This window comes from Streptomyces sp. NPDC026515 (assembly GCF_055567595.1).
The window spans coordinates 289,000-308,726 of sequence record NZ_JBVHQD010000005.1 but is presented as its reverse complement, the minus strand read 5'-3'; the positions used below and the strand labels follow the sequence as shown (position 1 = coordinate 308,726).

The 19,727-nt window shown below is 73.8% G+C and carries 6 protein-coding genes; all 6 read left to right on the top strand.

Translation table 11 applies throughout. From position 1 onward, the window contains the following. Positions 1-3 precede the first annotated feature (3 nt). Positions 4-951: a 2,3-diaminopropionate biosynthesis protein SbnA gene (gene sbnA, locus ACZ4O3_RS12230; RefSeq protein ID WP_362731655.1), complete on the top strand. Its 948-nt coding sequence runs from the start codon at positions 4-6 to the stop codon at positions 949-951. Positions 952-957: 6 nt separating this feature from the next. Continuing rightward, on the top strand, positions 958-2,310 hold the full coding sequence (locus ACZ4O3_RS12225; RefSeq protein ID WP_467722085.1) for a condensation domain-containing protein: 1,353 nt from the start codon (positions 958-960) through the stop codon (positions 2,308-2,310). A gap of 134 nt (positions 2,311-2,444) precedes the next feature. After that, positions 2,445-3,443 carry a 2,3-diaminopropionate biosynthesis protein SbnB gene (sbnB, locus tag ACZ4O3_RS12220; RefSeq protein WP_467722084.1) on the top strand — a complete coding sequence of 333 codons (999 nt, stop codon included), beginning with the start codon at positions 2,445-2,447 and terminating at the stop codon, positions 3,441-3,443. Between the two features lie 98 nt (positions 3,444-3,541). After that, the gene (locus ACZ4O3_RS12215; protein WP_467722083.1) at positions 3,542-3,760 is read left to right on the top strand and encodes an MbtH family protein; all 219 of its coding nucleotides are present in this window, start codon (positions 3,542-3,544) and stop codon (positions 3,758-3,760) included. Between the two features lie 43 nt (positions 3,761-3,803). Continuing rightward, positions 3,804-8,837 carry an amino acid adenylation domain-containing protein gene (locus ACZ4O3_RS12210; RefSeq protein WP_467722082.1) on the top strand — a complete coding sequence of 1,678 codons (5,034 nt, stop codon included), beginning with the start codon at positions 3,804-3,806 and terminating at the stop codon, positions 8,835-8,837. Next, a complete protein-coding gene (locus tag ACZ4O3_RS12205) occupies positions 8,834-19,702 on the top strand; it encodes a non-ribosomal peptide synthetase (protein WP_467722081.1) in 10,869 nt (3,622 codons plus the stop codon). The genes ACZ4O3_RS12210 and ACZ4O3_RS12205 overlap by 4 nt, the downstream gene beginning before the upstream one ends. Positions 19,703-19,727: the final 25 nt, after the last annotated feature.

Below are 19,727 nucleotides of genomic sequence, written 5' to 3'. Positions count from 1 at the left end.
ACCGTGGGGAACACCCCACTGGTCCGACTCGAAAGAGTGATACCCCACTTCGGCTCGCGCGTCTTCGGAAAGATCGAAAGATTCAACCCCGGCGGCAGCATCAAGGACCGGTCCGCGCTCGGCATGCTGCTCGCCGCGATCCGCAGCGGCGAGGTGGAGCCCGGGCGCTCCGTGATCGTCGAGTCGAGTTCGGGCAATCTGGCCGTCGGACTCGCCCAGATCTGCCGCTACTTCGGTCTGCGCTTCATCTGCGTGGTGGACGGCAAGACCACCGAGCAGAACCTCGCCATCCTCCGGGCGTTCAGCGCCGAGGTCGAGGTCGTCACCGAACGTGACGAGAAGACGAGCGAGTACCTGCCCGTCCGCCTGCGACGCGTGCGGGAACTCGTGGCACAGACCCCGCACGCGTACTGGCCCAACCAGTACGAGAGTCTTCTCAATCCCAAGGCCCACGAGACCACCATGCGGGAGATCGAGGAGAGCCTGGACGGCCGGGTCGACTACCTCTTCTGCTCGGTCAGCACCTTCGGCACCCTGCGAGGCTGCCGCGATCACATCCGGGCGCGCGGTCTGAACACCACCCTGGTGGCCGTCGACGCGATGGGCAGCGCGATCTTCGGACTGGAGTCCACCCAGCGGCTCATCCCCGGTCACGGCGCCTCGGTGGTGCCCCCGCTGATGGACGCCTCCGCCGCCGACGAGGTGGTGCACATATCCGATCTGGAGTGCGTCGTCGCGTGCCGGCGGCTCATCGCCCGGGAAGCGGTGCTGGCGGGCGGCTCGTCCGGGGCGACCGTCGCCGCGCTGTGGAAGATCAGGCACCGCATCCCGGAGGGCTCCAACTGCGTCCTCGTCTTCCCGGACGGCGGCGACCGCTACCTCGACACCATCTACTCGGACACCTGGGTGCGGCAGAACTTCGGTGACGTCTCGCACCTGTGGAAGGACTGACGCCCCATGCTCGTGTCGGCGGGGCAGGAAGCGCTCTGGCTTGCCCACCAACTGGACCCGGACAGCGCCGCGTACCACGTGGTGCTCGCCGTGCGGCTGCGCGACCGGGTCCGCACCGACGTCCTCCAGGACGCGCTGACCGCTCTCGTGGACCGTCACGAACTGCTGCGGTCCCGCTTCCCGGCCGGCGACGACGGTCCCGTGCGCAGGGTCGCACCGCCCACGACGGCCCGCCTGGACGTCCGCGAGGTCCCGGGGGCCGACGAGGCCGAACTGTTCCGCCTCGCGGACCGGACCGCCAGGGAGCCCTTCCGGCTCGAACGGACGGGCGCCTTCCGCGCGGTACTGCTGCGCCGGGCCGCCGACGACGCGGTCCTCGTCACGGTCACCCATCACATCGTCAGCGACGCCACCTCGCAGTGGCTGCTCGTCCGCGACCTCTTCGCCGCGTACGGGGCGCGTACCGGAGGGTCCGCGGAACCCGCACCCGCTGCGGTCACCGGCTGGGACGAACAGGTCCGGTCGGAACGGGACTTCGTGGCCTCCGCGCGCGGCGCCCGGGCCGCCGCGCACTGGCGGACCGTCCGTGCGGGACTCCACGCGGCGGCGCTGCCCAGCGACCGGCCACGGCCGGCCCGGCGCACCCTGAACGGGGCCACCCACGAGGTCGTGCTCGACCCGGACACCGCACGGCGGCTGCGGCACTGCTCCGCACGGCTCGGTCTGACCCCGTTCGCCTGGCTGCTCGGCACCTTCCAGGCCGCCCTGCACCGGTCCGGCTGCGGCGACGGCTTCCTCATCGGCTGCCCGGTCACCACCCGCTTCTCACCCGGCACCCGGGAGGCCGTCGGCTATTACGTCAACGCCCTCCCGGTCGCCGGCCGCTTCACGCCGGCGACGACCCTGCTGGAGAGCGTCGAGTCCGCGCAGCGGCAGCTGCGCACCGGCGTGGGCCACGCCCGTCACCCCGTCGAACTGACGGCGGGCGGCGGCCCGGCGGTCGGTCCGCCGTTCCGGATCTCCTGCACCCTGGTCGCCGCCGACAGACTGCCGATCGCGGGCCTGTACGAGGGGCCGGTACGGCTCGGCGGACTGCGGGCCGAGCTGTGCGACGTACCGCAGCAGGAGGGCCAGCTGGACCTGGCCACCGAGATCCTGCAGCACTCCGGCGGCTTCCGGGCGATGCTGCGCTACAACACCGACCTGTTCGACCCCGCCACCGTCGAGCGGTTCGGGCACACCTGGATGCGCCTGCTCGACGTCTCCCTCGACGCGCCCGCCACCACCGTGGCCGACGTCGTCCTCGTCGCCCACGACGACCTGGAGTTCCTTCTCGCGCTGGGGTCGGACGCGCCATGAGCACCGCGGCCGCACGACGCCGAGGTGTACGGACCGTATAGGGCGCATATAGCGCCGCAACCCACCATCTCTCCGTCATCAAGGCTCTGCCCCGCGCCTTCCCGCCCCCGACCTTCCCGCAGAGAGGGAACCTCATGCTGATTCTCCGACGCACCGACGTGACGGACGTCCTGTCCGGCCGGGAGACGGAGATCATCGACCTCGTCGCCGACACCTACCGGCTGCACGACGCAGGGCAGACGTCCCTGCCGCACTCGGTGTTCCTCCGGTTCCCCGAGGAGGACCACAGCCGCGACCGCATCATCGGCCTGCCCGCCTACCGCGGCGGTGAGCGGCCCGCCGCGGGAATGAAGTGGATCTCCTCCTTCCCCGGCAACGTGGCCCGCGGGACCGAGCGGGCCAGCGCCGCCGTCCTGCTCAACTCCCTGGAGAGCGGACACCCGGTCGCCCTCGTCGAGGGGGCGGTGATCTCCGCCAAGCGCACCGCGGCGAGCGCCGCGCTCGCCGCCGCGGAACTCACCGTCGCGCGGCCGGCGCCCTCCGTGCTGCTCATCGGCTGCGGCGTGATCAACCTGGAGATCCTGCGCTTCCTCGCGGCAGCCCTGCCCGACCTGCGCGAGGCCGCCCTCTACGACACGGACCCCGCGCGCGCCGAGGCGTTCGGGGCCCGCTGCGCCGAGGAGGTGCCCGCCGTCAAGGCACGCTCGGTCACCGACCTGGCCGCCGCGCTCGGCGCGCACCGGCTGGTGTCCCTGGCCACCACCGCCGCCACCCCGCACATGGACCTCGCCGCCTGCGGCCCGGACACCACCGTGCTGCACGTCTCGCTGCGGGACCTGACCCCCGAGGCGATCCTCGGCGCGGTCAACGTGGTCGACGACGCCGACCACGTCTGCCGCGAGCGCACCTCCCTCGACCTCGCCCAACAGGCTTCCGGCAACCGGGACTTCATCGCCGCCCCGATCGGTGCCCTGCTGCGCGGCACCGCCGACCTGCGCCGGGAGCCGCACCGGCCGGTCGTCTACTCCCCGTTCGGCCTCGGCGTCCTGGACGTGGCGCTGGCCGAGTTCGTGCGCCAGGAAGCCGAACGGCGCGCTCTGGGCGTCCGCGTCGACGGCTTCCTGCCCGCCTGAGCACCGCCCGGGCCCCCCGCCCGGCGCGCACCCACCGCACCGCCACCCCGAGCGGCGGCCCGGCCCTGGCCGCCGACCGTATCCACGAAGGAGTACCCATGACCGCCGAGCAGACCGAAGGCCCCCGCCAGCGCGTGGTGTTCAACGACGAGGAGCAGTACTCGCTGTGGCCCGTCGGGCGGGAGCTGCCCGCCGGGTGGCACGCCGAGGGGACCGAAGGCACCCGTGAGGAGTGCCTGACCCGGATCGCCGAGGTGTGGACCGACATGCGCCCCCTGAGCCTGCGCCGCCGCATGCACGAGTCCTCCGCGGTCTGACGCCCGAGCCCGCCCGACACCCAGGTCTGTGACAGGAGTTGCCGTGAACGCCGAACTGCTTCCGGAACGCTTCGCCGAGCAGGCGTTCCGCACGCCCCGCGCCGTGGCCGTCGTGGACGGCGAACGCACGGTGACGTACGAGGAACTCGACCGTGCCTCCCTGCGCATGGCCCGTCGTCTGCGCGACCTGGGAGCGGGCCCCGAGACCCCGGTCGCCGTGGGCCTGCCCCGCGGTGTCGAACTGGTGGTCGCCCTCCTAGGCGTGTGGCGGGCCGGGGCGGCCTACGTCCCGCTCGACCCCGCCCAGCCGCCGGCCCGCCTGAGCGGTCTGATCCAGGACTCCGGGGCGGCCCTGGTGCTCGCGGGCCCGGACCTTCAGGCCGCCGTCGCGCAGGCCGGCGCCCGGCGCGTCGGTCCCGGGGAGCCGTCGCACGCCCCGGAGCCGGACGGCGGCACGCCGCTGCCCGCCGTCGACCCGGACCACCTCGCGTACGCCATCTTCACCTCGGGCTCGACCGGCAGGCCCAAGGCCGTCGCCGTCACCCACGCGGGCATCGCCAACCGGGTCGGCTGGACGGTCGAGCGCCACGGGCTCGGCCCCGCGGACCGCGTGCTGCAGAAGACCACGATCGCCTTCGACGCCGCCGGGTGGGAGATCTTCGCCCCCCTGGTCAGCGGCGGGACCGTCGTGCTCGCCCCGGCGGGCGCCGAGCGCGACCCGGCCGCACTGCTGCGCGCGGTCGCCGACCACGGCGTCACCGTGCTGCAGGTCGTGCCCTCCGTACTGCGCCTGCTCGTCGAGGACACCGCGGGCGACTGGGGCCGCTGCGGATCGCTGCGGCTCCTCTTCTGCGCGGGCGAGGCCCTGCACGCCGAACTGGTCGCCCGGCTCCGCGAGCGGGCCGGCACGGATCTGGCGGTCTGGAACACCTACGGCCCGACCGAGTGCTCCATCGACGTCACCGCCCACCCCGTCGACACCGCGGCGACGACCGGGCCGGTGCCCATCGGCCGTCCGCTGCCCGGACTGCGGGTGCTCGTCCTCGACCCGAACGGCACCCCCGTGCCCGTCGGTGTCCCCGGCGAGCTGTACGTCGGCGGCGTCGGCGTCGCCCGTGGCTACGCCGGCCGCCCCGATCTGACCGCCGAACGGTTCGTCCCCGACCCCTACGCCACCGAGCCGGGCGCCCGCCTCTACCGCACCGGCGACCAGGTGCGCTGGCGTACCGACCGCACGCTGGAGTACCTCGGGCGCCTCGACCACCAGGTGAAGGTGAACGGCGTCCGCATCGAACCCGGCGAGATCGAGGCCGCGCTGGCCGCCCACCCGTTGGTCACCGGTGCCGTCGTCACGGCACACCGGACCGAGGACGGCGGCACGCGGCTGGCCGCACACCTGACCGCGAGCGACACCGTGTCCACCGCCGACCTGCGTGTCTTCCTGGCCGCGCAGCTGCCGGACAGCCATGTCCCCGCCCACTTCCAGTTCCTCGACGCGTTCCCGCTGCTGCCCAGCGGCAAGGTCGACCGGGCCGCGCTGCCGACCGCCGACGACCTGGCCGCCGGGCACCGGCCCGCGTTCACGGCCCCGCGCGACGCGGCGGAGGAACTCGTCGCGGGCGTCTGGGCGGACCTGCTCGGCCAGGACCGGATCGGGGCCCACGACGACTTCTTCGCCATGGGCGGCACCTCGCTCCAGCTGACCCGGCTGGCAGCCCGGCTGCGCGCCGCGTCGGGCGAGAAGGTCGCACTGCGCGGCCTGTTCGCCGCCACCACGGTCGAGGCGCAGGCGAAACTGGTCGGGGCCGCCACCGAGTCCGGCGGGGAAGCCGGCATCCGGCCGGTGCCGCGCGACGGGCGGCTGCCGCTGTCCTCGGGCCAGCGCCGCCTGTGGTTCCTGGACCGGATGCACCCCGGCAGCCCCGAGTGGGTCGCCCCGCTCTTCCTGCGGCTGCCCGCCGAACTGACGCCCGCGGACGTGGGCGCGGCCCTGGACGCCCTGGCCGCCCGGCACGAGCCGCTGCGCACGCGCTACCTCGCCGAGGGCGGCGAGGTGCGCCAGGTCATCGACGCACCGGGTACCACCGGGGTCGGGCTGCGGGTGGCGGACGCCACCCCCGAGGAGGTGCCCGCGCTCTTCGCCGAGCAGTTCGGGCGGGGGTTCGACCTGGCCGCGGGACCGCTGTGCCGGGCCCTGCTGGTACGCCTGCCCGGTGAGGACCACCTGCTGCTGCTGACCCTGCACCACATCACCTGTGACGGGTGGTCGACGGTGCTGCTGGAGCGCGAGCTGCGTGAACTCTGCGCGGCCGGACTGGCCGGACGCAGGCCCGAACTGCCCGCCCTGGCCGTGCAGTACGCGGACTACGGCGCCTGGCAGCACGCCCGGCTCACCGAGGAGACCGTCGAGCGCGAGCTGGCCCACTGGCGGACCGCCCTCGACGGCATCGCCCCCGTCGACCTGCCCGCCGACCACCCCCGGCCGGCGGTCCGTGACCCACGCGGAGCGGTCGTGCCGTTGCGGGTCCCGGCAGCGACCGCCGCGGCGCTGACCGAACTGGGCCGCGCGCACGGTGCGACGCCGTTCATGACGCTGCTGACGGCGTACGCGACCCTCGTGGCCCGCTACACCGGCCAGTGGGACGTGCCGGTGGGTACGCCGGTGGCCGGCCGCACCGGGCCCGGGACCGAGCACATGGTCGGCTTCTTCCTCAACTCCCTGGTGGTGCGCTGCGGTCTGACCGCCGAGCTGAGCTTCACCGAGGCCCTGCGACGGGTCAGGGACGCCGCCCGTGCGGCCTTCGTCCACCAGGAGCTGCCCTTCGAGCGGCTCGTCGACGAACTGCAGCCCGAGCGCGACCTGTCCCGCACACCGCTCTACCAGGTCGCCTTCGACCTGCACAGCGAGGGCGTGACCAGCGTCGTCACGCAGGACGCGGACCTCGCCGCGTTCACCGAGGCCTGGCAGGTGGCCAAGACCGACCTGTCGCTGTTCATGCGGCAGACCCCCGAGGGCGCCCTGGACGGCGTACTGGAGTACGCTTCCTCGCTGTTCGAGCGCACCACCGCCGAGCGCATGGCCGGCCACTTCCTCACCCTCCTCGACCAGGTCGCACGCCACCCCGGCCGGGCGCTCGGAGCCGTGGACCTGCTGGGCGAGGCGGAACCCGGCCGGCTGCTCGCCGACGGGAACGACACCCCGCCCCACCCCGGCGACCGCACCGTCCTCGACCTGTTCGAGGACCGGGTCCGCAGCGATCCGGAGCGCGTCGCGCTGGCCTTCGAGGACCGCACCGTCGGCTACGGCGAACTCGACACCGCCGCCAACCGGCTCGCCCAGCACCTGCGCACCCGGTGCGTGGGCGCCGAGTCCCGGGTCGCGGTACTGCTGGACCGGGGGCCGGACCTGGTCACCGCGCTGCTCGCGGTGTGGAAGGCGAGCGGTGCCTACGTGCCGATCGACCCCTCGTACCCGGCGGAGCGCATCGCCGCGATCTGCGCGGCGGCCAGGGTCCGCACGGTGGTGACGTCCGCCGCCTACGCGCACCGGTTCACCCCGCCCGGGGCCCGGGTGGTGTGCGTGGACACGGACGCCGACGAGATCGCCGGGCGCCCCGGTTCCGCGCCCGCCCGGGTCAGCGTCGAGGAGCGGCTCGCGTACGTCGTGTTCACCTCCGGCTCGACCGGCGTGCCCAAGGGAGTCGAGGTCGGCCACCGGAGTCTGGCCAACCACGTGACGTGGGCCGCGCGCGAACTCGCCGGCCAGGACTACGGCGGCGGCGCGCTGTTCTCCTCCGTCGCCTTCGACCTGGTCGTCCCGAACCTGTGGGCGCCCCTGGTCACGGGACAGCGGCTGTTCCTGCTGCCGCAGGACACGGACCTGTCCGAACTGGGCGAGCGCCTGACGGAGGCCGCCCCGTTCAGCTTCCTGAAGCTGACGCCGGGACACCTGGACATCCTGGCGCACCAGCTCTCCCCGGCCCAGGCCAGCGCGCTGACCCCGCTGACGGTGGTGGCGGGCGAGCCGTTCACCCGGACCGCGCTGGAGCGCTGGCGCGAGCTGGCCCCCGACATGCTGCTGGTCAACGAGTACGGTCCCACCGAGGCCACCGTCGGCACCAGCGTCTATCCGGTGCCGCAGGACGAGGACGCGGCGGTCCCCGATGTGCTGCCGATCGGCCGGCCCCTGCCCGGCATGACCATGTACGTCCTGGATCCGGAGATGCGGCCGGTCCCGGTCGGTGTCGCGGGCGAACTGTACGCCGGCGGCACCGGTGTGGCCCGCGGCTACACGGGCCGCCCCGGCCTGACGGCCGAGCGGTTCGTCCCCGACCCGTTCGGAGCGGCCGGGAGCCGCCTGTACCGCACCGGGGACCTGGTGCGCCGGCTGCCGGACGGGAACGTCGCCTTCCTCGGCCGTCTCGACGACCAGGTGAAGATCCGCGGCTACCGCGTCGAACCCGGCGAGATCCGGGCGGTGGTGGAGCGGCACCCCGGTGTGCGCGAGGCCGTGGTCACCGTCCACCGGCCCACCGCCGGCGAACCCGCGCTCGCCTGCTACGCGGTGCCGGCCGAGCCCGGTGCCCCGCTGCCCGATCTCGCCGCGCACTGCGCGGGACTGCTGCCCGAGTACATGATCCCGGCGACCTTCACCGCCCTGGACGCCCTGCCCGTCAACGCCAACGGCAAGGTGGACCGCAGGGCCCTGCCCGAGCCCGGGCCCGAACCGGCCGTGAGCGGGGCGTACGTGCCGCCGGACGGTCCCGTCGAGGAGCGCATCGCCGAGCTCTGGCACGACCTGCTCGGCGTCCGCGCCTCGGCACAGGACAACTTCTTCCACATCGGCGGCAACTCGATCCTCGCGATCCGCCTCATCTCGCGCATCCAGCAGGAGTTCGGGATCGACTTCGCCGTCCGCACCGTCTTCGAGGGACCGACGGTCGCCCGGCTGGCGGCCACCGTCGAGGAGCGCGTCACGGCCGAGGTGGCCGCGCTCTCCGACGACGACCTGCTCGACGCCGTCGGCCCCCTCGCCACGGCCGACCTCACCCCGCCGACCAAGGAGCACCAGGCATGAGCACCGGGGACATGGGAAAGCACGTCGACTCGGGCACGGATGCCGACGCGCTCCGCGCCGAACTGCTGCGCCGGCGACTGGCCGGCGGGCACAGCGGCGCCGGGCGCCGCGCCGTCATCCCCCGCGCGGACCGGGACGCCCAGCTCCCGCTCTCGCACGGCCAGCAGCAGATGTGGTTCCTCAGCCGGCTGGAGCCCGACAGCGCCGAATACCTGGTGCCGCTGGTCCTCAGGCTGCGCGGCGACCTGCGCGCCGAGGCACTGGAACGGGCCTGGCAGGGCGTGCTGGAGCGGCACGAGATCCTGCGCACCCGCTACGCCCTCGACGGCGACGAACCGGTCCAGATCGTCGACGCCCCGGCGCCGCCGGCCCTGGCACACTCGACGGCGGCCGACGACGACGCCGCGCGCACACTCGTCGAGGCCGACCTGGCCCGGCCGTTCGACCTGCGCCGTGACTGGCCCGTGCGTGGCCGGCTCATCCGGATCGCCCCCGACGAGCACGTGCTCGCCGTGGTGTTCCACCACATCGCCTGCGACGCCTGGTCCGCCGAGCTCTTCGGCCAGGAGCTGGGCGACCTGTACGCGGGCGCGACCCCGGCACCCCTGGACCTGCAGTACGCCGACTACGCGGCCTGGCAGCGCTCGACGGTCACCGGCGAGGTGATCGCGCGTCACCTCGGGTACTGGACCGAGCGACTGGCCGGACTCGCGCCCCTGGACCTGCCCGCCGACCGGTCACGTCCGGCGGTGCGCGACGGCGCCGGGGACGCCGTGCCCTTCGACGTGCCCGACGCGCTCGCGGGCCGGCTGCGCGCACTCGCCGCCGCCCACGACAGCACGCCGTTCATGCTGTTCCTGGCCGCGTTCCAGACCCTGCTCGCCCGCTACACCGGCCGGTCGGACATCGCGGTCGGCACGGTGGTCTCCGGCCGTGGCCGCCCCGAGCTCCAGCGGATGATCGGGTACGGCATCAACAGCCTGGTCCTGCGCGGCGACCTCTCCGGTGATCCCGCGTTCACCGAGTTGCTCGTCCGCACCCGGGCCGCGGTGCTGGACGCTCACGACCACCAGGACGTGGCCTTCGCGCAGATCGTGGAGGCGGTCGCCCCGGAACGCGACCTGTCCCGCACACCGCTGTTCCAGGTCGCGTTCACCATGCACGGCGACCGGAGCGCCACGTTCGACCTGCCCGGCATCGAGGTGTCGCCGTTCCAGGGCTCGGGCCGGTTCGCGAAGTTCGACCTGGACCTGCAGCTGCGCGAGGGCGCGGACGGAACGCTCGGCGGTCACCTGGAATACGCGACGGCGCTGTTCGACCGTACGACGGTGGAGCGGTTGCGCGGGCATCTGCTGCGACTGCTCGAACACGTCGCCGCCGACCCCGGTGCGCCGCTGTCCGCGCTGGAGATCGTCGACGCGACCGAACGGGCCCTGCTGACCGGCCCGTCGCGGCAGCCCAGCCCGGTGGCGCACCGGGTGCACGAGCTGTTCGAGGCGCAGGCCGCGCGGACCCCGGACCGCGTCGCCGTCTCCTTCGCCGGCACCGACCTGACGTACGCCGAGCTCAACGCGCGCGCCAACCGCATCGCACACACCCTGATCGCCCGGGGCGCCCGCCCCGAAACCCTGGTCGGCCTGAGCCTGGATCGCGGGCCCGACCTGATCCCCGCCCTGCTCGGCATCCTGAAGTCCGGGGCCGGGTACCTTCCCCTGGACCCGGCGAACCCCCGTGACCGGATCGCCTACATCGTGCGTGACGCCCGCGCACCCCTCGTCGTCACCACCCGCGCGCACGCCGGGCTCTTCGACGGCGAACCGCTCCTGCTCGACGCGGACGCGGAGCTGATCGCCGGGCAGCCCGACACCGACCCGGTGGTCACCGGAAGCCCGCAGAACCTGATCTACACGATCTACACCTCGGGTTCGACCGGCAGGCCCAAGGGCGTCGCGCTCACCCACGCCAACGTGGTCCGTCTCATGGACCGCGGCCACGAGCACTTCGCCTTCGACGCCGGCGACGTGTGGACGCTGTTCCACAGCTACGCCTTCGACTTCTCCGTCTGGGAGATGTGGGGAGCACTGCTGTACGGCGGCCGTCTCGTCGTCGTCCCGGACTCCGTCGTGCGGTCCCCCGAGGAGTTCCTCGGCCTGCTGGCGCGTGAACGGGTCACGTTCCTCAACCAGACGCCCACCGCCTTCCGGGCGCTGGCCGGCACCGACGCGGACCTGGCCCTGCGCGCGGTCGTCTTCGGCGGCGAGAAGCTGGAGGTCTCCGAACTGCGCCCGTGGGTGGAGCGGTTCGGCCTCGACCGGATCGCCCTGGTCAACATGTACGGGATCACCGAGACCACGGTCCACACCACCTACCGCCGGCTCACGGAGCGGGACCTGGACCCGCGGGCGGGCAACCCGGTGGGGCGTCCGCTGGACGACCTGCGGATCGTGCTGCTGGACGAGCACGGCCGTCTGGCGCCGCTGGGCGTACCCGGCGAGATCTGCGTCGGCGGTGCCGGCGTGGCCCGCGGCTACCTCAACCAGCCGCGCCAGACGGCGCAGCGGTTCGTGCCCGACCCGTTCGGGCCGCCCGGCTCACGTCTGTACCGAAGCGGTGACCTGGCCCGGCGGCTGGACGACGGCAGCCTGGAGTTCCTGGGCCGCATCGACGACCAGGTCAAGATCCGCGGCTTCCGTGTCGAACTCGGAGAGATCGAGACGGCCCTGGCCGCCCACCCGCAGGTGCGCGACGCGGTCGTGCTGGTACGCGAGGACACCCCCGGCGACAAGCGGCTCGTCGCGTACGTGACCCCGGCCGGCGGGGACGCCCCGGATCCGGGAGGGCTCCGCTCGCACCTGGCGGGGCGGCTGCCCGAGTACATGGTTCCGGCGGCCTTCGTCGCGCTGGAGGCGCTGCCGCTGACCACCAACGGCAAGCTGGACAAGCGTGCGCTGCCCGCCCCCGGCCAGAACGCCCTCGGCTCCGCCGGCCTCGTGGCCCCGCGCACGGTCGCCGAGGAACGCATCGCCGCCGTGTGGGCCGACGTCCTGGACCTGGAGCAGGTCGGCGTCGAGGACGGCTTCTTCGACCTCGGCGGCCACTCCATCCGCGCCGTCACCCTGGTGGGGCGGCTGCGCGCCATCGGCTACGACGTCGCCGTACGCGATGTGTTCGAGTACCGCACGGTCGCCCGGATCGCCGAGCTGGTCACCGGGCGTCCGGCGCCGGCCGGCGCGGACCGCGCGGTCGCCGCGTTCGCGTCCGTCACGGCCGAGGACGCGGCCCGGGTGCCCGAGGGAGTCGTCGACGCGTACCCGCTGTCACAGGTGCAGCTCGGCATGGCCGTCGAGATGCTGACCGACGAGGGCCGGCATCCCTACCACAACGCCACGTCCTTCCGGATCCGTGACGGCCGGCCCTTCTCCGCGCAGGCGCTGCGGGCGGCCGCCGCGGCGGTCACCGCCCGCCACGAGGTGCTGCGCACCTCGTTCGCCCTCACCGGGTACTCCGTGCCGGTGCAACTGGTCCACGCCACGGCCGAGCTGCCGGTGGCCGTGCACGACGTCTCACACCTGTCGGAGGACGAACTCCGGTGCGTCCTCGAGGAGTTCGTCCGGCAGGAGCGTGCCGAGCTGTTCGACACGGCCGTGCCGCCGGTGCTGCGGCTGACCGCGCACATCGCGGGCGACGCCAGCTGGTGGATCACCGTCACCGAGTTCCACGCGATCCTGGACGGCTGGAGCCACCACTCCCTCCTCATGGAGCTGCTGGAGGAGTACGGCCGTGCCCGCGACGGCCGGGAGAGCGCCGAACCCGCCCGCCCCGCCGTCCGGTTCGCCGACTTCATCGCCGCCGAGCTGGACGCCCTCGCCTGCGAGGAGTCGCGCGCCTACTGGCAGTCCGTCGTCGACGGCCACGCGCGGCTGTCCGTGCCCGCCCCGTGGCGCGGTGACCCCGACGACACCGGCGCCCCCTACCGCGTGCCCGTGCCGTTCCACGACCTGGAGGACCGGCTGCGCGCCCTGGCCTCCAAGGCGGGCGCGTCCCTGAAGAGCGTGCTGCACGCGGCACACCTCAAGACGCTCAGCATGCTCACGGAGGAGGAGCGCTTCTTCACCGGGCTGGTGTGCAACGCCCGCCCCGAGGTGCTCGGCGCCGACCGGGTCTACGGCATGCACCTGAACACCCTGCCCTTCGCCCACGACCGTTCGGCGGGCACCTGGCGCGAGCTGGTCGCCGCCGTGTTCGCCCGCGAGGTGGAGCTGTGGCCGCACCGGGCGTACCCGATGCCGGTCATCCAGCGGGAACTCGCCGACGGCGAGCGGCTGGTCGACATCCGGTTCAGCTACCACGACTTCGACCAGGTCGACCACGATCAGGTCGACTACCTGGCCAGCATCGACGACAGCCCCACGGAGTTCTCGCTCGGTGTGTCGGCCCGCATCGGCCATCTCGTCCTCACCGCCGCCCCGCGGACCCTGAGCCCGTCCGGCACCGACCGGCTGGCGTCCATGCTCCGGCAGGTCCTGGAGGCGATGGCCGCGGACCCGGAGGGCGACGCGCGGGCCTCGTTCCTGCCGGAGGGCGAACGGCACCGGCAGCTGACGCAGTGGAACGACACGGCGTACGAGCAGGGGCCCGCCTCCGTGCTCCGGCGCTTCGAGGACCAGGCCGCCCGGACCCCGGACGCGGTCGCCGTCGAGCACGCCGGTGCCACCGTCTCCTACGCGGGACTCGACGCCCGTGCCAACCGGCTGGCCCACCATCTCCGCGGCCGCGGAGTGACCGCGGACTCCCGTGTCCTGGTGCGGCTGGACCGGGGCCTCGACCTCCTCACGGCGCTGCTCGCGGTGTGGAAGGCGGGCGGCGCGTACGTGCCGGCCGACCCGTCCCACCCGGCGGCGCGCGTCACCGCCATGCGCGAGGCCGCAGCGGCCGTGCTGACCCTCACCGAGCTTCCCGACGCCGAGACGCTGGCCGCCCTGCCGGCGACGGCGCCGGTGCGCGGGGACGATCCGGCGGGGCTGGCGTATGTGGTCTTCACGTCCGGTTCGACGGGTGTTCCCAAGGGGGTGGAGGTCACCCACGGCGGTCTGGTGAATCATGTGGCGTGGGCGGCGCGGGAGTTGGCGTCGCGGGGGTCGGGTGGTGCGCCGCTGTTCTCCTCGGTCGCCTTCGACCTGGTGGTCCCGAACCTGTGGGCACCCCTGGTCGTGGGGCAGACCGTGCACATGATCGGACAGGACGTCGACCTGGCCGACCTGGGACGGCACCTGACCGCCGCCGGCCCCTACAGCTTCGTCAAGCTCACCCCCGGACACCTGGACGTGCTGGCCCGGCAGCTCACCACCGACCAGGCGGCGGCCCTCGCCCCGGTCCTCGTCGTGGCCGGCGAGCCGTTCACCCGGGCCACGCTGGAACGCTGGCGCGCGCTCGCCCCCGGCACGGAACTGATCAACGAGTACGGTCCGACGGAGGCGTCGGTGGGTTCCACCGTCTTCGCCGTCCCCGCGGACTCCGACGCCGAAGTCGTACCCATCGGGCGGCCGTTGCCGAACATGCGGACGTATGTGCTGGACGGGGCTCTGGAGCCGGTTCCGGTGGGCGTCGCGGGTGAGCTGTACGTGGGTGGTGCCGGTGTGGCGCGTGGGTATGCGGGTCGGGCGGATCTGACGGCGGAGCGGTTCCTGCCGGATCCGTACGGTGCCGGTGCGGGGGCGCGGATGTACCGCACCGGTGACCTGGTGCGTCAACTGGCGGACGGGAACATCGAGTTCCTGGGGCGGATCGACGACCAGGTCAAGATCCGTGGCTACCGGGTCGAACTCGGCGAGGTCCAGAGCGTACTGACCGAACACCCCGCCGTCCGCGAGGCGTTCGTGACGACCCACGAAGGCGAGCTGACCGGGTACTACGCGCCGGCCGAGGCGTCCACCGAGACGGTCCGCGCACACCTGGCCGACCACCTGCCCGACTACATGGTGCCCGCGGGCCTGGTCGCGCTGGAGGCGCTGCCCCTCAACGCCAACGGCAAGATCGACCGCCGCGCCCTGCCCGCCCCGGTGGCGGGCGAGGAGACGGCGGACGGATACGTGGCCCCGCGCACGGTGACCGAGGAACGGATCGCCGAGGTGTGGGCCCAGGTACTGGGCCTCGAGCGGGTCGGCGTCGAGGACGGCTTCTTCGAGATCGGCGGACACTCGATCCGCGCCGTCGCCCTCGTCGGGGCGCTGCGCTCGGCCGGGTACGACATCGGCGTGCGGGACGTCTTCGAGCACCGCACGGTCGCCGAACTCGGCGAGTTCCTCACCGGGCGGCCCGCCCGCACCGAGGTCGACACGCCCGTCGAACGGTTCGCCCTGATCCCGGCCGCGGACCGGGAACGGCTGCCCGAGGACGCGGTCGACGCCTACCCGCTGACCCAGGTGCAGCTCGGCATGGTGCTCGAGATGCTGGCCGACGACACCCAGCACGCGTACCACAACGTGTCGTCCTTCCGGATCACGGAGCCTGAGCCGTTCTCGGCGGACGCGCTGCGTGCCGCCGCCCGGGCGGTCGCGGCCCGGCACGAGATGCTGCGGACCTCCCTCCACCTGGAGGGCGGCACCGGGCCGCTGCAGGTGGTCCACGCCGAGGCCGCGATCCCGGTGACCGTCGAGGACCTCAGGGGCCTGGACGAGGCCGGACGGCGGGGCGCCGTCGAGGCGTTCCTCGCCCGGGAGCGCGCCGACCTGTTCGACCTGGAGCGCGCCCCGCTGCTGCGGCTGACCGCGCACGTCGAGGACGACGGCTGGCGGCTCGGCGTCACCGTCTGCCATGCCGTCACCGAGGGCTGGAGCCACCGCGCCCTGCTGATGGAACTGCTCGACGAGTACCGGACCCTGCGCGAGGGAGGGCGGTCCACCGCGCCGCCCCCGCCCCCCGTGCGGTACGCGGACTTCGTCGCCGCCGAACTGCGTTCCCTGGAGTCCGCACCCGACCGGGCGCACTGGGCGCGGGTCACCGGCGGCTACGCCCGCTTCCGGCTGCCGGCGGCCTGGGCGGGTGACCGCACCGCCCCGCGCGAGCGGTACCGGTCGGCGGTGGAACTCAGGGAGTTCGAGCCGGGGTTGCGCGCCCTGGCGGCACGGGCCCGGGTCTCGGTCAAGAGCGTGCTGCTCGCCGCGCACCTGAAGGTGCTGAGCCTGCTCACCGAGGAGAGCCGCTTCCACACGGGCCTCGTCTTCAGCGCCCGCCCCGAGGCACCGGGCGCCGACCGGGTGTACGGCATGTACCTCAACACCCTGCCGTTCGCCTTCGACGCGGACCGCGCCCGCACCTGGCAGGAACTCGTCCGCGAGGTCTTCGCCCACGAGGCGGGCATGTGGGAACACCGGCGCTACCCGATGCCCGCGATCCAGCGCGACGCCGGAGCGGAGCGACTGCTCGACGTCCGCTTCAGCTACCAGGACTTCGACCACGTCGACACCGAACGCGTGGACGTGGGCGGCAGTTCGGCCGAGGGCGCCACCGAGTTCGACCTCGCGGTGTCGGCCGTCTCCGGCTACCTGCTGCTGACCACGCACACCCACGCCCTGTCCCGGGCGAACACGGACCGGCTGACCGCCCTGTACACGGAGGTGCTGTCCGCGATGACGCGGGACCCCGACGGCGACGCCCGCGTGGCGCCGCTGCCGGCCGGCGAGCGCGAGCGGCAGCTGGTGGAGTGGAACGAGACGGCCAGTGAGCACGGGAACGCCTCCGTTCTCCAGCGGTTCGAGGAGCAGGCGGCCCGGGTCCCGGGCACCCCTGCCGTGACCTTCGGCGCCGAGACCCTGACCTACGCGGAGCTGGACGCCCGGGCCAACCGGCTCGCCCACGCGCTGCGTGCCCTCGGTGTCGGAGCGGAGACCCGGGTCGCGGTCCAGCTGGACCGCGGTCCCGTTCTGATCGCGGCGCTGCTCGCGGTGTGGAAGGCGGGCGGCGCGTACGTGCCGGTCGACCCGTCCTACCCCTCGGCGCGCGTCACCTCCCTGGTGGAGACCTCGGGCGCCCGGGTGGCGGTCACGACCGGGGCGTACGCGGAGCGGTTCCACGGTGTCACCGTGCTCCGCGCCGACGAGGACCTCAGCGCCCTGCCGGCGACGGCGCCGGTGCGCGGGGACGATCCGGCGGGGCTGGCGTATGTGGTCTTCACGTCCGGTTCGACGGGTGTTCCCAAGGGGGTGGAGGTCACCCACGGCGGTCTGGTGAATCATGTGGCGTGGGCGGCGCGGGAGTTGGCGTCGCGGGGGTCGGGTGGTGCGCCGCTGTTCTCCTCGGTCGCCTTCGACCTGGTGGTCCCGAACCTGTGGGCACCGCTGGTCACCGGGCAACGGGTGTTCACGGTGGCCCAGGACACCGCCCCCGCGGAGCTGGGCCGTGCGCTGCTGGCCGGCGCGCCCTACAGCTTCGTGAAGCTGACGCCCGGACACCTCGACCTGCTGGCCGCTCAACTCACCTCCGAGCAGGCGGACGAACTCTGCGCGGTGACGGTGGTCGCGGGCGAGGCGCTGCCGGGCACCACCGCCGACCGGTCGCTGCAGATCCTCGGCCCCGGACGGCTGATCAACGAGTACGGTCCGACGGAGGCGTCGGTGGGTTCCACGGTCTTTCCGGTCCTGGAACCGGTGGGGCGTGAGGTCGTCCCGATCGGGCGGCCGTTGCCGAACATGCGGACGTATGTGCTGGACGGGGCTCTGGAGCCGGTTCCGGTGGGCGTCGCGGGTGAGCTGTACGTGGGTGGTGCCGGTGTGGCGCGTGGGTATGCGGGTCGGGCGGATCTGACGGCGGAGCGGTTCCTGCCGGATCCGTACGGTGCCGGTGCGGGGGCGCGGATGTACCGCACCGGTGACCTGGTGCGTCAACTGGCGGACGGGAACATCGAGTTCCTGGGGCGGATCGACGACCAGGTCAAGATCCGTGGCTACCGGGTCGAACTCGGCGAGGTCCAGAGCGTACTGACCGAACACCCCGCCGTCCGCGAGGCGTTCGTCTCCGTCCACGAGCCGGTTCCCGGCGACCGCCGTCTGGTGGCCCACTGGACCGCGACGACGGACACCGCCGGACCCACCGCGGAGGAGCTGGCCGGGCACTGCGCGGTGCGTCTGCCGGACTACATGGTGCCCGCGGCCTTCGTGGCGCTGGAGGCGCTGCCCCTGAACGCCAACGGGAAGGTCGACCGCCGCGCCCTGCCCACGCCCGACCGCGGGGCGCTGCGCACCGGCACCGACCACGTGCCGCCGCGCACGCCCACGGAGAAGGCGCTGGCCGCCATCTGGTCCGACGTCCTCGGCGTCGACCAGATCGGCGTCCACGACCGCTTCTCCGGCCTCGGCGGCCACTCACTGCTGATGATCAAGGTCCTGGCGGCGGCCCGCGCGGCCGGACTGGCCGTGTCGATCTACCGCATGTACCAGCACGACACCCTGATCGAACTGGCGGCGGCGGTCGACGCGGACGCGCGGCCACAGGACGCGCCCGGGAACGGTCCCACCGCGGCGGCGACGGACGCCCCCGCCGGGAATCACACCGGGCCGGCCGGCGCGGTCCCGGGCGACGCCGACGGCCGTCCCGCCACCGTCGAGGTCCCCGCCGAGCTGCTGGCCCGCCTGCTCCAGCAGGCCGCGGCGGGCGATCCCGCCGCACTGGCGACCGGGGCACCGGCGGAGGCGGCCGCACTGATCGAGGCGGCCGCGCCGGACCAGGGCGGCACCACGGCCGGACGGAACGGCCGCCTGGCAGGTGTCGACGCCGTCATGGCCGACCACCGTGTGCCCGGCCTCGCCCTGGCCGTCCTGCGGGACGGCGCGGTGGCGTCCGTGGCGGGCCACGGCGTGCTGGCCGCGGGCGGCAGCGAGCCGGTGACGGCCCGGACCCTGTTCCAGGCCGGTTCCCTCAGCAAGCACGTGACCGCGCTGGCCGTGCTGCGCCTGGTGGACCAGGGCCTGCTCGCACTCGACGCGGACATCGAGACGTATCTGACGTCCTGGCACCTCGCCGACGCCGCCGAGGCACCGGGCCCGGTCACCCCGCGCATGCTGCTCGGGCACCGCGCGGGCCTCGTCCGGCAGCGCAGCGTCGGGTTCCGCCCCGGTCAGCCCGTGCCGAGCCTCCTCGACCTGCTGACGGGCAGGCCGCCCGCGGTCACCTCGCCGGTGCGCCGCGAGCTGCCGCCCGATACCGCGTTCCGCAAGAGCAGCACGCACTACTGGGTGCTCCAACAGGTCCTGGAGGACGCCAGTGGCGAGGAGTTCGAGCCCCTGATGCGGCGTCTCGTGCTGGATCCGCTCGGCCTCGCAGACACCAGCTTCGACCAGGACCATCCGAGCACCTCCGGGCTCCCCGTGGCCCTCGGCCACGACGCCGACGGCGCTCCGCTCAAGGGCGGCTGGCGCAACCGTGCCCACCTGGCGGCCGCCGGGCTGTGGACGACCGCGGCCGACACCGCCCGGTTCGTGGTCGCGGTACGGGACGCGCTGCTCGGAGCACCCGGCGCCCTGATACCGCAGGCCCTCGCCCGGGAACTGCTGGCGGGTGAGACCGGCACGTTCTACGGGCTCGGCACGATCGTCGACGACAGCGGCGACGACCTGGAGTTCGGCCACGGGGGCGAACCCTCGGGCTACTGGAACATGGCGATCAGCCGGCTGCACGGCGGTACCGGCTTCGTCGCGCTGACCAACGCCGGCTCCGGCAAGGCGGTGGTCAAGCACCTCACCGCCGAACTGGGTCACGAAGACGCCGGCTTCGCCGGCGGGCGGCTGGCGGCCGAATGGCGCTCCGCCGGGCCGTCCGCCGATCTCCCCGCGGTTCTCGCCCCCGTCGTCACCGACGAGGAGCGGGCATGACCCGCGCCCCGCACGCACCCTCCAG

Excerpts from the sequence above, each read along its gene's own strand:
- ACZ4O3_RS12205 (WP_467722081.1), top strand. The coding sequence starts at position 8,834 with ATGAGCACCGGGGACATGGGAAAGCACGTCGACTCGGGCACGGATGCC.
- ACZ4O3_RS12225 (WP_467722085.1), top strand. The coding sequence starts at position 958 with ATGCTCGTGTCGGCGGGGCAGGAAGCGCTCTGGCTTGCCCACCAACTG.
- ACZ4O3_RS12215 (WP_467722083.1), top strand. The coding sequence starts at position 3,542 with ATGACCGCCGAGCAGACCGAAGGCCCCCGCCAGCGCGTGGTGTTCAAC.
- sbnB (WP_467722084.1), top strand. The coding sequence starts at position 2,445 with ATGCTGATTCTCCGACGCACCGACGTGACGGACGTCCTGTCCGGCCGG.